The sequence below is a fragment of the Pseudoalteromonas sp. M58 genome, from assembly GCF_042604605.1.
GTDB lineage: Bacteria > Pseudomonadota > Gammaproteobacteria > Enterobacterales > Alteromonadaceae > Pseudoalteromonas > Pseudoalteromonas tetraodonis.
In genome coordinates this window covers 163,767-177,585 of sequence record NZ_CP152391.1, presented here as the reverse complement: position 1 = coordinate 177,585, position 13,819 = coordinate 163,767, and the positions used below count along the sequence as shown (strand labels likewise).

The following is a 13,819-nucleotide window of genomic DNA, read 5'->3' as shown; positions in this document are numbered from 1 at the left end:
TTATTGCGCTTACTCTGCTGTTTCAACGGCGTTGATTTTTAGACTAGGAATAGTGATTGCTTCATCGTTGACAAATAACATTTTCATTCCTTTACCTACAATAAACTCATCTTGTAGCTCATCCCAATCAGAAACCTGACCTAACTTTTCCAGCTCAGTATTTGAGTTTGCATAAACCAGCGGTAAATGTGCAGTACCTGACGGACCGTCTTTGATAGTGATCTCAACGCGTAACCAAATGCTCTCTAATAAAGACGCTACAGGTTCTACTTTTAATGTTTCAATTTCATTAAAGTTTGCAAGGTAAAACTCGCCATTCGTGCCTAGCACTTCTAAATATGGGCTTAAGCTATCATCTAAATCTCTAATTGCTGAATGCTCATCATCAACGCTTTCAAGACGGAGTGCTTCCATTTGTTTTGCAAGCGTTGCCGCTTCAGATGTTTCGCCTTCAAGTAAGGCTACGTGCATTTTTAAGAACAAGGTGTCTAGCTCATTAGCTTCATGAAAGAGTTTAGGAATGCCCTTACCTTGATAAAAATCTACACGCGATTGTTGTGCGCGAATTAAATGCCTAAGATTAACCGCACCTACAGCAAATTCAGGGTTCTTTTGCACCATAAAATCTAGCTGTTTATCTGCTTTTTCAAGTTCACCGTTAATGCAAAGTAATTCAGAATAAAGACTTCTAATATCAAAATTTAAAGGCTCATCTTGCAACTCTGTAGCGCAACATAATAAAGCATCAGCAAGTTTTCCCTCGCGAATTAAACTGTGTATTTTCTTCATGACTATTCCTTTATTTTATGATGAGGACTGAGCTCTGTTATTAACTTAATACTCGAGACCATTTGGTCTAACTGAAAATGGGGCTGTAACTGCAAAACCGAAAAGTAATGACCCGGATTAGCCTTGTTTTCACTTACTTTTATTTTTGCATTACTGAGTGGGTATTTACTTCTAATGTGCTCAGACGCAGAGTCTGACGCGGTTGTGTAGTTATTGATCCACGCTTGTAAATCTCTTTCACACGCTTGAGCCGTGCTGTAAGAGCCTACACGGTCTCGGGCCAATAATTTTAAATAGTGCGCAAAGCGCGATACACATAAAATGTATTGCAACATAGACGATAAACGCGCATTGATATTAGCAGCGCTTGAGTCGTAATTTTTTGTCTTTTGAACCGACGCATTACTGTAAAAAACAATATGTTCGGTATTTGTGACTGAAGAGGCTGGGATAAAACCGAGTTCAGAAAATTGCTTTTCAAACTTACTGGTTACTAACAAATCCAGTGGCGGCTTGGCTTCTTTTTGATAAGTATCATTAGCAAAACTATCACGAGCAAGCCCTGTGACTAAGCCTTTTGACACTTTTCCTGGCTCTATACCACGTATATGCCCAAACCAGCCGCTATCGCAGTAAGCCCTGATTATTGTTGATACAAATTGATAGGCTGCATTTCCCCACAGCATATCGGTTTCTGGATTAATAATTTGTTCTTTGAAATAAAATTCTTGATGGCGCTTGCCATCATTAGCATAGGGCGGCCTAACTAGCACATGAGGGAGTGTAAAACCCATGAATCTAGCTTCTTCCATTTTTCTAAAGCTTTGCCATTTTATATATTCAGGCTGTTCAAAATGATTGAATAAATCAGAGTAATAACCTAAGTCGGAAAAACTATCTGCGCCAAATAAGTTAGCCGATGCCGAACATATAAAAGGAGAAAATGCGGCGGCAGCCGTTCTTGACACTTCTTTAATAGTATCTATGTCGTTGTAAATAGTGCCCGCTGAGCAACCATTACTAATTTCATAATCACCAATCACAATACCAAAGGGCTCGCCGCCGGCACTGTCAAATTCGTTTTGATAGAGTAATTGAAAAAAAGTACTTTGATCGAAATCTATCGCTTTATTTACGTCTTTTGAGAGCGTTGGCCAGTCACAATTAAGCAATTTAACTTTTACTTTTTTTTCTTTGTCTTGTTGCTCTGTTTGTAATAATAGCCACCATAGATTTCGCCAACTAGCTTCTAAATTTTGAAAGCTTTTTGCATGAATTATATGATTGAGTTGTGCAGAAATCAGTTGATCGAGTTCAATGATCACACGCTGTAAATAAGGACTCAATGACTCCTTATTCCAAGAAAGTGGAGAATCAGAAGAGCCTTCAAGCCATAGTAATAACGCTTTATCTAGGTTTTTTTCGTTCAAAAACCTATCGAGTAAAGCGTCATTATCACTTATTCGAGACTGCGACTTTTGTTGAAAAGTGAAGTCTTGATTGATAAATGAAAACTCTTCGTGATTCATTCTATTGCATCATCCTTAATGCAGAGAGCGGTATTATTAACCGATCTCTGGGATTTTAGCTACAAGGCGTAAAGAAGAAGTAAGCTCTTCCATTTGTAACCAAGGTTTAAGCCAAGCAACAGCGTTATAAGCACCAGGTTGTCCTGGGATCTCTTTTACAGATACTTTCGCATCAGCAAGAGGGTAACGTGCTCTAATATCTTGACCACCGCCCTCTGTCGCATTTACATAAGACAGAATCCAACGGTTTAACCATGATTCAACGTCTTCGGCTTCCATAAAGCTACCAATTTTATCGCGCGCCATTACTTTAAGGTAATGAGCAAAACGAGAAGTCGCCATTAAGTAAGGTAAGCGTGCTGAAATGGCAGCATTAGCGGTTGCATCAGGTGTTGAGTAGATTTTTGGTTTTTGACAGCTTTGGCCACCAAAGAAAACAGCATAATCAGTGTTTTTATAGTGACATAAAGGCAAGAAACCTAACTGGCTTAGCTCAGCCTCACGACGGTCTGTAATGCCAATTTCTGTTGGACATTTTAGATCTGGATCGCCATCATCACTTGTAAATATGTGCGTTGGTAAGCCTTCTACTTTACCACCACCCTCTGCGCCACGAATAGCAGTACAGAAACCATATTGAGAGAAAGCAGCGGTCATGTTTGTTGCCATAGCGTATGCGGCATTACTCCAACAGTAATCACTATTATCAGTGCTGACTGAACGGCCATCTTTCGCTTCAACTTCAAACTCTTCGTAGTTAAATTCTTCAACTGGTTTTGACGCTGCACCATAAGGTAAACGCGAAAGGAAACGCGGCATAGTAAGTGATACAAAGCGTGAATCATCGCTGTCTCTAAATGAGCGCCATTTAGTGTATTCTAGTGATTCAAACACTTTTTCTAAATCACGTGGCTTAGTTAATTCTTCCCAATTATCAAAACCAAATAACGACGGTGATGATGCGGCAATAAATGGACAGAAACCAGCGGCTGCAACATTAGACATTAAGCTTAATGTTTCAACATCTTCTGGGTGATTAGTAAATTCAAAGTCACCTACAATCGTGCCATACGGTTCACCACCTGGGGTACCAAATTCTGACTCATATATTTTCTTAAAGGTTTGGCTTTGATCAAACTCAACAGCTTTACTTAAGTCTTTATGCAGCTCTTTCTTTTTCATGTTTAAAACACGAATTTTTAATGTTGAGCTAGTTTCAGAATTCATCACTAAGTGATGTAATCCGCGCCATGAGCCTTCAAGTTTTTGAAACTCATCCGTGTGCATTACGACACTTAACTGCTTTGAGATTTTTTGATCGATTAATTGAATTGCTTCATTAAACGTCACAGTCATGTTTTTGTTCCATTGAACTGTGCCTTTTAATGCTTCTTCAGTTAACGTTTTCAGTAACTCTTCAGCACGGCTTGACTCTGTTTGTTTAGTCGCACCAATTGCTTGCTCTAAAAGTGAAGAACTAACTTCTGCTACTGATTCTGATTCTGTTGCTAATTGTTCAGTGCTCATTTATCAGTCTCCTCTAAGTTAAGTTCTTTCGCCATCGAATCTAAGCTTGCTGTATTACTTAAAACTTCTTCTAGTACGTTTTCAAGTTCTTCTGAGCGGTCAATCTTCGTCATCAAGTCACGAAGCTTGTTACGCGTTTCCATCAATTTGCGTAACGGCTCTACTTGATTTACAACGGCTGCAGGCTCGAAATCGTCAATCGATTTGAAGTTCAAGTTAACTTCAAACTGAGAACCATCATCCGTTAATGTGTTGTCTACTTTTAAACGTAGAGATGGGCTCATACGCTTTAAAACATCATTAAAGTTATCACGATCAATTTGAATAAAACGTCTATCTTTTAGTGGCTTAAGCGCTTCTGTATTATCACCAGAAAAATCGCCCATTACACCCACTACAAAGGGTAATTCTTTTTTTACTGCCGCGCCCTCAGTTTCCACATCATAAGTGATATGTACTCTAGGTTTACGAACTCGTTTTAACTTATCATGGATACTCATTGAGAACTCCTTTTACTATGTTTCAGTTTCGCTGATCTTAATGCCAGACAACTTAAAGTATCCAGTCCTAGCATCACTATCTGTAATTAACTCATTTAATAACTCAGGTAGCGATAATTCGCTCCATCGAATAACTTGTTCTATCGTGTAAGACATCGGTGAATGAGGTTCAGTCTTTCTGAAAAAAGTCGCAATTTCTTGAAGTTTTTTAATTGCGTTTTCTCTTGAATTAATCTCATCACTGCTAAGCTTTTTAGGTTGCTCTGAGTCAGCTTGAATCGCATCCTCAACGAGTTCCTCTTCAGGCTCAGCGTTAGCTTTATCTAGTGCAGTTTGCGCTGCTTCAAGCTTATCTGCTGCTACGTGTTTTACCGCCGCTAAGCTCACTTCTAATGCTTGTTTGATGTTAGACGTCGGTTGTGGCTCACCTGTCACCTCATCCATAACTTCGCTCAAGGCAGCAAACTGCTCTATCGCATCTTCAATATCGTTTTTTAAAGACACAAAAAATTCGGTACTGGTCTCAGCGGCACTTTTTTCTAATTGCTCAAAATCAACTGCGCCTTGGGCTATTTTCTTTTCGCGCTTTTCATCATTTAAACGCGAAATATCATACCCTTGCTGATACTCCCAAAAAGAAAAAGGATCCATACTGACACTGTCTGTCATATAAATGCTTTTTATTGGGATGATCAACGTGCCTTCACCGGCTGTACCATTTAAGCCAACTAAGGCAGACACTTTGTCTGAAATTTCATCACCGTCATCAAGTGTTGGATAAAGGGATTCAAAATGGTGTTCAAGCAAATACTTGGCAACGCGAAAACCAAACGCTATTCCTTTAAACCCGTGAACGCGGCATAAACCTTCAATTAGCCATGCAAGGTATTCAATATCCTTGCTTTCGCTTTTAACTGCCTCACTGCATTGTTCAAGTAATGGCAGCCAATCTCGCGAAAGTGAAGCAATTCCCTCTTCATCGACTAAGGCATTTCTTTCAGCCGCACGAAGTTGGTTTCTTAAATCTTTTAAGGCATAGTAAGTAGACGTTGGAGAGACGTCTGAGCGCGGATCAATACCTGCAAACTCAGCATCTGAAATAGGGGAAATATACTCTTCAAATAAAAACATTCCATTGTCCTAAATATTATCCATGTGCTCTAAGAAGCAAAGCGGAAATTATATTACATTCTTTAAATTAAATTACAAGCCTTGACGCTATTATGCCGATAAGCTGGCTAATGTTATTTTATAAATAATTGAAATAACAGTTTTTTTGTTCCTGATTTATTTACAACTTTTTTTCTTGATTATACTAAAACAGGCTTAATCAGCTACTTAGTGAACAATGGAATCGTTGCCTCATCTTGCAAATTGCAAGATTGTATCGATTGATTGGCATCCACATCATCATATTTTACTAAAATACAGGTCACGTTATCTTTGGCTCCTCTGACTAACGAAGAATGCATTAACGCCATTCCTGAATCAATAATACTAGAGGGCTCTAATGACAAACATATTTCTTCATCTGATAACTCGCCAGTAAGACCATCTGAGCACAGTAAAAATATATCGCCTGTGTTTATATCCCCTTCAACAACATCAACTTTTACTTCATCCATTACCCCTACGGCACGGGTAATTACATTAGATAGTGGATGATTTTTAGCTTCTTCAACAGAAATCATTCCTTCATCTATTAAGTCGTTAACTTGGCTATGATCTCTAGAAACTTGAGTCAACTTACTATTGCGCAACAAATAAGCTCTGCTATCGCCAACCCATAAAATGTAATAGCGCTCATTTTTAACAAACAAAGCTGTCACCGTGCTGCCCGCTGTTTTGTTGCTTAAGTATTGCGCGCTATATTCAGTTAATTGTTTATTTGCATCTTCAATAGCTTTAACAATGTCACTGACGTTTAAATCTTCTAGTTTAAACTTTTCAACATGGGTTCTTATAACATCAACAACTAATTGGCTGGCAACTTCACCCGCTTCATGTCCTCCCATACCATCAGCTACTACCCATAAATTATGGCTGTTAATTTCTACATGCGCGTCTTCGTTAAGTTGCCTAACAGCACCTCGGTGGGTAATGGCATAACTTGAGCTTAAATTATTAATCACTATTTTTTACCTGTGTAAAATTCCATTCCCAATGTTTCCATCGTCCATCTAGCATAGCGGCCACTTGATTTACAGGCGGTAGAGCCGAAGTGATCAACACCATAGGCTTAATATTGCATGAGCCATGAGTCCACCAAACACTGTAATCACCATACTTTTTATATAAAATGGCATGCATGGCATCTTGTAAAATGTGATCACTTAATTCGGTACCAGAAAACTCCAATGCTGTAGCCTGTTTATTCTTATCTAGCGAGTTTGCAAAACTAACTTGCTTTTTAGTTGAAGTAATTTCGCTCAAAGTATTAGCTAACTCTTTGCGCCAAGAAAATAAATCAACGGAGCCATCAAGTACTTTGAGTACTGCATCTTCGTACTCCAACGAAAAAACACCAGAATGAAGCACATCGACAGGAGCAATATGTGTTGTTCGCGTTACCGTGAGAGGATAATGCCTCCCCACAGCATCCATACTTGGCAATAACGTGCCCATAACGCCAGTATCACCCACAATATTTGGGCTTAAGGCAAAATGCCAAACAGGACCTGTTAAATAGTTTTCTTGCCAAACATCACCAAGCTGTTCTTTACTTACAGCAATGGCAGCCTGAAGCCATTGCTCCCAATGCTCTGAAAACTCTTTAGTAACATTATCTTGAACAAAGTCGCCTAAACAAGGGACTTTGCCAAGATAACCAATATCTACAATCGGGTCGGACATGAGAACTTCTCTACACTGCTATTCCAAAAAGGATGCCTGATTGAACTCGGCAATAATTCTACTTTTGCATTGTTACCCATTAGTGAGAAATGCAGCTCTAAGTCTTCACGCGTTTTACTTCGCTTTTCACTCAGTTCATCTAGCATTCTGTAAAGTGACCACTCACCTTGGTAGGTGGTGTTAATTGAACGCCCACCATTTGGTGGAGTAAACACCACTCGAGTTTTGCTTTGACCACTTGCACCAGGCCAAACAAAGTTGGTCACCTTAAGCGGACCATGACGATAAATCATAGATTGGCCATCAATTTCAATCATGAAGCTTGAGACCGTTTTGTCTAATTTAAAGGTACGCAAGCCAAACTCAATTCTTGGAGTATTACTACCACGGTCAAAAAATGCGGTTTGAATTTTGTAAGCATGCTCGAACATTTTTAACGTGTTGTTGCTAATACCAATATCTTTTTCAAACTTCCAAGGGGTTGAACTCATGTCCACACTCGGGGCTACGTAGCTATTGAAAAAGTTGTCTATGGTGCCATTAGGACCAAAGAAGCGGGTAAAGTCTTTAATGCTGACTTCTTTTTCAGCCTGCGGAGCAAATGGGTAACGGCCCACAATCGCCGCGTTATACTCGCGTAAAACTTTACTTTTCCAAATTTCATTTAGATGCCTGTTAGCACTATTTTTGGTTATGTTGCTAGTATCTCTACTAATATCCAGTAACCAACTATTAAATGGATAAGGTAAGTCGCTGCTTTGATACTCTAATTGGCGAATAAAGCTAGGTTTACTCTTACCGCTTATTTGATCTTTAATGGAGTACTTAAGCTGATCGCCTCTATCAAGCTTGGTTAAATAAATATTTAACTCTCTTAAATTTTTCTGAATATTATCAAGTTGCTGAACATCAATATCAATAATATCTTCAAAGGCTTCTTCTACTTGGTAACCTGGTAGATCAATTTCAAATTTTGGAGCTTCATCAGGTAAAAAGCGCTTAATTCGATTTGCTTTAGTTTGCATAGCGACTTTAGCAGCATTGGCTGCCACATCACCGGCTACTTTTTGATTTTCAGATACTGGTAGTTTAGTAAGCTGAACATTCTTTTTCACCGCATTAATGATATTTTTAATCGGTGCTTCAGAGCCTGCTAATACATCAGTAATATTGACGCCTTCAGCGGGTGAGCTGTATTGATTAAGACTCAAGTCATCTAAAAATGACTGCCAATAATAAATGTAATCTTGGAAATAGCGCTGCTCTAGTTTCTTCTCTATCTCCGCTTTAGAAATATCGTAAGTTCCTGAGGCTTCTTGCCCGTAAACCCAGCTACTAGCCATTAAGTTGCCAAGCATTTTTCCTTTTTCAATATTAAAAATGCCATGAAAACCATTGAAGGTGTATAACCCTGGAATGCTTCGCGTTAAGTCGCCGTTATTACGAAAAGTAAACTTTTGTGCACTTTCAAAGCTAATAATATCGGTTAGTCTGAAAGGCGGAATACTACTATCGAGAAAATCAGCTTGAAGACGCTGGTATGCTCTTTCCGCAATCGGTAGTTTAGTTAACTCTGCACGTGCAACTCGCACAGCTTGGTTATCTATTTCGGTTTGCGTGATTCCCTCATTAAGTAAAGCTGAAATATGGTTCATTAACTCACCACGCGTTTGCATATTCAAATCACCGGGTAAGTTTCTGTCTAAATAAGCACTGAACCACACCACAATATCTTCACTTTCAAAGTATTCAGGTTTAAACAACATTAAGTAACACTTTAGCGTTTCATATAAATAGCTTAGGTGTTCTGGATGCGCTTCCATTTCCTTAATTAAAGTATTAGCAACAAATGGCTCTAAATACGTTTGTAAAGAACGCTTGTAAGCATTAGTAGAAGATTCTTTAATTTCGGTTAACTTATTAAAACCAACTGATGAAGCATCCTCAGGGTTAATAAGCTCAGAGTTAGTAGCAGGTAGATTTCTCAGTGCATTTAGTCTGTCGTTCAACACCAATAAATTATTTCTATCAAACGAAGAGGCATCGAGCTCTTGGTAAGTAGTAATTGCCTCATCGGTGGCGTCTATTAAGTTGCTATTCCATGCAAAACTAAAGTACCACGAAACTGAAAAACCTAATAAAGCAACACACGCAGTTGAAATACTTGCAACGCGAAGCCATTTATTTTGCTTATCATGATGTTTGTTAGTGCTTGCTAAGTTTTGCTCAGGAAAAATAACACTTTCTAAAACATTCTTAATAAAGAAACTTTTAGATTGATTTATGTAATCTGTTTTCCCTGCACTCGCATCATTTAAAAAGCTTGACGGTGTCCCTTCTTGCGTCGCACTGGTTAAGTACACCCCTCTGAACATGGGTAATTCTTCATAGGCATTGGGGGTGAAAATTTCTTTTAAAAAGTCATCACCTACGCCCTGCAATACCCGTAACTGTCGAGGGAATTCAAAAATTTTGGCACGGATAGCTTCGTTTCGCTCATTGATAAGCCGACGATTTAACATCTCTGTAAGCTTAGAAATTAAAGCATGGAACTCTTTATTGAACGCATCTACCTGAGTATCTTTATCTAAATCAAGTTCAAAGGTAATTCCCCAAACCTGCTCACATTCTTCTTCAGTTAGCTCAGCAAAAAACTCTCTAAAGCCTTCAATTAAATCAACTTTAGAAAAAATAACATAAACAGGAAATGTCATCCCTAGTTGGTTTTGTAATTCTTGAAGACGCTGTTTTATAGCACGAGCATGTAGGTTTCGCTCAGTTTTGGTCTGGCTCATTAGCTCAGAAATACCCATGCTGATCATCACGCCATTAATAGGACGTAACGGACGATGCTTTCTTAATAACCCTAAAAAACCTTCCCATGCTCTTGAGTCATGTTTTGCGTGGCTACTTTGTGTTGTGTAACGCCCTGCGGTATCAATTAATACCGCTTTATTGGTAAACCACCAGTCACAATTACGCGTACCGCCTACACCATGAACTAAGTCAACGCCTAGCTTATCTTTTAATGGATAATCGAGGCCTGAGTTATGAATAACCGTTGTTTTACCTGCACCCGGAGGGCCAATCATAATATACCAAGGTAACTGGTATATATTTTTACCTTTAAATAGCTTTACATCTTTTAGTAGATCTATAGCTTCATTCATTCTCGTTTTAAGAGTAGTAATTTCTTCGTTTACTTCACTACTATTGGCATCATTGTTATCAATTAACTCATCTGCCATTTTTTCATCGCGCTTATTTTGCTGCATAAGACGATAAATTTTGGTCACTGAAAAAACTAATAATACCAATAAAATAGTTAATAATCGTGATGCTACACCTGCAAGCGGTACATAGTCTGCCACTGCGATTAAAGGGCCACCAAACCAAATTAATAATGATAAGGCTAAAAAGCCGATAATTAATATAGCGGTTCGTGATGTTAGTGCGTAGGTTATTTTTTTAAATTTTTGTGAGAAACTCATTGCAGCCTCATTAAAATAATAGATCGATTTCAATTCGTCGGTTTAATGACCGAGAAGCTGAATCTGAATTGCTGGCGATAGGCTCTGCAGCGCCCTTTCCTTCTGGCCATAAACGACCGCTTAAGTTGGTACTTTTAGCCATTAAATTAGCAACCTGTGTTGCTCTGGCTAAAGAAAGATGCCAATTAGAAGGATACTTATCTGTACTAATTGGTAAGTCATCTGTGTGGCCCGTTATAAGCACTCGCCCTTTAGTTCCCTCTAAGCTTAACGCTAACTTTTCTAAAATAGGCTGAAATGATGGAAGTAGTTGAGAATCCCCTTGTTTAAACAAATTTTCACTGTTTATCGTTATGCGGATCCCATCGGAATTTTTTGCAACAGCAACAATCCCCATTTTAATTTCTGTTTGCAGTAACTGTTCAAGTACACGCAGCTGCTGATCTTTTTTATCAACCGTTTGATTAACAGCTAACGGATGAATGCCCGCTAGTTTTTCATTAATCGCAAAAACATCGTTATTTAGCTTCATATTTATTGATAGATAAATCATCAATAATATCAGCCCCAGCACAGAAAATATGACCCACAGTGGCACTTGATTTCTTAGTTCAACACCTGCAGCAACTCTTTGTTGCCAGTTTGGAGATAGTTTATTATTAATCGGGCCATCAAGCTGATTGAGTAAATGATAAAGCTGTGAACGATACTCTTCGACTTTTGTATCGCCGCCGGCATCTAATCGATATTTCCCTTTAAAGCCTAAGTTTAAACAGTGGTATTGCAACTCCAAAAACTGTTTGTTTTTTTCAGGTTGCCCTAACCCGGCATCAAGTAGAGTATAAAAATATTCACCACCAAAGGTTTCTTTGTGAAAAGTCGACAGCAGACTTTCATCAGCCCACTCCATTGAGCTCCACTTTGAATTCAATACAGACTCATCAAGAATAGCGCATAGGCAATAGCGTGAATTATTAATCACTTCTTTTGATAGGTGCTGGTTACGGACTTCCACTTCAAAACGCTTTATAGCCTCAACACAGCGGTGTTTGAGCGCTGCTAGATTGCTCATTTCAAGCGATTGATTTATGGATATCACAAGAGAAAAGCAATCTGTTGCCGCTTCTAACAAGGGATTTTTAAAAATTGATACCTTATTATTGCTCATCGGCTTTGCAGAGGGTGGCTCAACCGACATAACGGTTTTATCAGCATCATTTTGCGCTGCACCACTGCTTGGGGTATTTCGCCCTAGTCGGCCAGGGCGTGGTTTTATAATGGTTTCGTCCATTGAAACTCTTCCTTTTAAAAAGTTAAGTTCTAATAGCCCAAAGGCTTAATTGGAGTTCTGGGTAACTTCCTGAGAGGTGGATAGCAATTCCTCCGCTGGAGCGCAGTTTTTCCCAATGTTCACCATGGCGATTTAATTCAAAATAATGAAAACCAGCATGGTAAGGGATCTGTCTTGGCGCTGTTGGCAAGTTACTAATTGTAATACCTGGGATCTGGTTGTTAACAAGATCACGAATGGTTTCAACGCTGCCAATTTTAATTTGCGAAGGTAGAATTTTTCTCAACTCTTCATGCGGAACGCTTGCTTTAATTGCTAAAACAAACTGCGCTGAATTTAAAATAGATTTATCTTTTAAGGCACCAAACGAAATACCAAACTTACTTTGTTCAAGCTTAATTTCAGTCGCGGTTTGCTCAATTACATGACTTAATGATTGGTATAAAAAGTTAACCACTTCACTAAACACTTGCCCTAAATTTGTGTGATCATAATTAGGTAATTTAGGCACTCTTTTATTAGCCGTGCTAAAGGTTGATAACTCACCTGCCAGTTCAATTAAGCGGCTATAAAACACGTTCGGATGTAAACTATTAACGCTGAGCAAATTATTAAATATCGCGTCATATTTATTTAGTGTTTGCAGCATTATAAAATCTGCAACTGACGTACTACCCGCATAACCTTGGCACAACCTAGCAGCAATGCTTTCAGCGCGTTGCTTTATCATTGAGCCAATTTCTCTCACTAGCCCCGATAAAGGTTTACACTGCCCTACTTTTAAAGAGGGAGGAATGTACTTTGCATCTAACTTTATTTGCCCTTCGCTGCTCACATCCACTATTCGTGCTAAAGGCAACACGATATACCCTGAATGATCATCAGAAGACAGCATCAACTTACTGTATACTTTTGCAACTTGAATTATTTCTTGAGACTGCGCTCCCAATAAGTCATCACTCACTGCCAAATCGTTAAGCTTATAGCGAGTAACCATATTATCGTCAGTTGACGATATATTAACACCACTATTTTTTAGCGCAGGAATAGCCAAATAAACAATTTCATCAAACACATCTTTATTAACCACTAAAGGCTCAGGTAAAGAGGTTGACTGAGGCATATCAATTGGCAATAGATCCGGGGTGATTGCAGTTAATGAATCAACAGCGAATTGACCACTGTTAAGTAATTCATTATCAATACTAATATCAATTATTCCCCATGGATCAGCAAGATTTCCACTGCATACTTGCTTAATCACATTTGAAATATATTTATCTGATTGCTGAAAGTGCTGAGGTCTTAAAAACATCCCCTCAGTCCAAGCAACACGAGTGTTATCACCCATTTTAAAAATCCTTTTTTATTGCTCTCTCATGTATGTAGCAATCGCTTCTACATTTACATTGATGTCGTCATAACCGGTGGGGTCAACTTCAATAACCGCTCTCCACCTTGCTTGGTCTATATTTCTGTAAGCAACAACAACCCCAACATAACGAGTATTACGATTAAGGCTCATTTTATATTGCTGTACTGAATCAGGTTGAAGCTCTAACTCATCCTTTTTTAATAAATCAGGGCCTAATATCTTTTCTGGCGTATCATATAAGCTAAAAAAATCCTGCGTGTCAAAAATTGTTCTTGAGCTCAACTCAAAAATTTTCATCACCACCGGAGAAGGGCGTTCTGATGTATCCGGATTAACATTTTTAGATACATTGATGATCAGATCTGTAGAAGGAGGTACGATTTTATTCATCGTAGTACATCCCAGTACCAAAAATAGTAAACTAAAACTCATTAAATAGAGCTTAACTTTATGCATTATTTACT

General features: G+C 38.6%; 11 protein-coding genes. All 11 read right to left on the bottom strand.

Translation table 11 applies throughout. The features are described 5' to 3' along the window. Positions 1 to 9 precede the first annotated feature (9 nt). Positions 10 to 789 (bottom strand): type VI secretion system accessory protein TagJ, encoded by a 780-nt coding sequence (locus AAGD16_RS16120; protein WP_024602744.1) that lies wholly within the window; start codon positions 787 to 789, stop codon positions 10 to 12. Positions 790 to 791: 2 nt separating this feature from the next. Beyond that, the gene (gene tssC, locus AAGD16_RS16115) at positions 792 to 2,318 is read right to left on the bottom strand and encodes a type VI secretion system contractile sheath large subunit (RefSeq protein WP_028834236.1); all 1,527 of its coding nucleotides are present in this window, start codon (positions 2,316 to 2,318) and stop codon (positions 792 to 794) included. 36 nt (positions 2,319 to 2,354) lie between these two features. After that, the gene (gene tssC, locus AAGD16_RS16110; RefSeq protein ID WP_013462966.1) at positions 2,355 to 3,845 is read right to left on the bottom strand and encodes a type VI secretion system contractile sheath large subunit; all 1,491 of its coding nucleotides are present in this window, start codon (positions 3,843 to 3,845) and stop codon (positions 2,355 to 2,357) included. Beyond that, positions 3,842 to 4,345 carry a type VI secretion system contractile sheath small subunit gene (gene tssB / locus AAGD16_RS16105; RefSeq protein WP_010389380.1) on the bottom strand — a complete coding sequence of 168 codons (504 nt, stop codon included), beginning with the start codon at positions 4,343 to 4,345 and terminating at the stop codon, positions 3,842 to 3,844. Before tssB ends, tssC (AAGD16_RS16110) begins: the two co-directional genes overlap by 4 nt. 15 nt (positions 4,346 to 4,360) lie before the next feature. Further along, positions 4,361 to 5,476, bottom strand: coding sequence for a type VI secretion system protein TssA (gene tssA / locus AAGD16_RS16100; protein ID WP_024602746.1), 1,116 nt, complete (start codon positions 5,474 to 5,476; stop codon positions 4,361 to 4,363). Positions 5,477 to 5,679: 203 nt separating this feature from the next. Next, a complete protein-coding gene (locus AAGD16_RS16095; protein ID WP_033102984.1) occupies positions 5,680 to 6,477 on the bottom strand; it encodes a PP2C family serine/threonine-protein phosphatase in 798 nt (265 codons plus the stop codon). Continuing rightward, positions 6,470 to 7,198: a type VI secretion system-associated protein TagF gene (gene tagF, locus AAGD16_RS16090; RefSeq protein WP_024602748.1), complete on the bottom strand. Its 729-nt coding sequence runs from the start codon at positions 7,196 to 7,198 to the stop codon at positions 6,470 to 6,472. Before tagF ends, AAGD16_RS16095 begins: the two co-directional genes overlap by 8 nt. Then, positions 7,180 to 10,689: a type VI secretion system membrane subunit TssM gene (tssM, locus tag AAGD16_RS16085; RefSeq protein ID WP_028834238.1), complete on the bottom strand. Its 3,510-nt coding sequence runs from the start codon at positions 10,687 to 10,689 to the stop codon at positions 7,180 to 7,182. The genes tagF and tssM overlap by 19 nt, the downstream gene beginning before the upstream one ends. Positions 10,690 to 10,699: 10 nt before the next feature. Beyond that, positions 10,700 to 11,980 (bottom strand): type VI secretion system protein TssL, long form, encoded by a 1,281-nt coding sequence (gene tssL, locus AAGD16_RS16080; RefSeq protein WP_013462961.1) that lies wholly within the window; start codon positions 11,978 to 11,980, stop codon positions 10,700 to 10,702. Positions 11,981 to 12,002: 22 nt separating this feature from the next. Next, the gene (gene tssK / locus AAGD16_RS16075; RefSeq protein WP_013462960.1) at positions 12,003 to 13,331 is read right to left on the bottom strand and encodes a type VI secretion system baseplate subunit TssK; all 1,329 of its coding nucleotides are present in this window, start codon (positions 13,329 to 13,331) and stop codon (positions 12,003 to 12,005) included. A 15-nt stretch (positions 13,332 to 13,346) separates the two neighbouring features. Further along, entirely contained in the window at positions 13,347 to 13,811 is a 465-nt protein-coding gene (gene tssJ / locus AAGD16_RS16070) for a type VI secretion system lipoprotein TssJ (protein ID WP_013462959.1), read from the bottom strand. Positions 13,812 to 13,819: the final 8 nt, after the last annotated feature.

Coding starts and splice junctions, on each gene's coding strand:
- AAGD16_RS16120 (WP_024602744.1), bottom strand. CDS start 789: ATGAAGAAAATACACAGTTTAATTCGCGAGGGAAAACTTGCTGATGCT.
- tssC (WP_028834236.1), bottom strand. CDS start 2,318: ATGAATCACGAAGAGTTTTCATTTATCAATCAAGACTTCACTTTTCAA.
- tssC (WP_013462966.1), bottom strand. CDS start 3,845: ATGAGCACTGAACAATTAGCAACAGAATCAGAATCAGTAGCAGAAGTT.
- tssB (WP_010389380.1), bottom strand. CDS start 4,345: ATGAGTATCCATGATAAGTTAAAACGAGTTCGTAAACCTAGAGTACAT.
- tssA (WP_024602746.1), bottom strand. CDS start 5,476: ATGTTTTTATTTGAAGAGTATATTTCCCCTATTTCAGATGCTGAGTTT.
- tagF (WP_024602748.1), bottom strand. CDS start 7,198: ATGTCCGACCCGATTGTAGATATTGGTTATCTTGGCAAAGTCCCTTGT.
- tssM (WP_028834238.1), bottom strand. CDS start 10,689: ATGAGTTTCTCACAAAAATTTAAAAAAATAACCTACGCACTAACATCA.
- tssL (WP_013462961.1), bottom strand. CDS start 11,980: ATGGACGAAACCATTATAAAACCACGCCCTGGCCGACTAGGGCGAAAT.
- tssK (WP_013462960.1), bottom strand. CDS start 13,331: ATGGGTGATAACACTCGTGTTGCTTGGACTGAGGGGATGTTTTTAAGA.
- tssJ (WP_013462959.1), bottom strand. CDS start 13,811: ATGCATAAAGTTAAGCTCTATTTAATGAGTTTTAGTTTACTATTTTTG.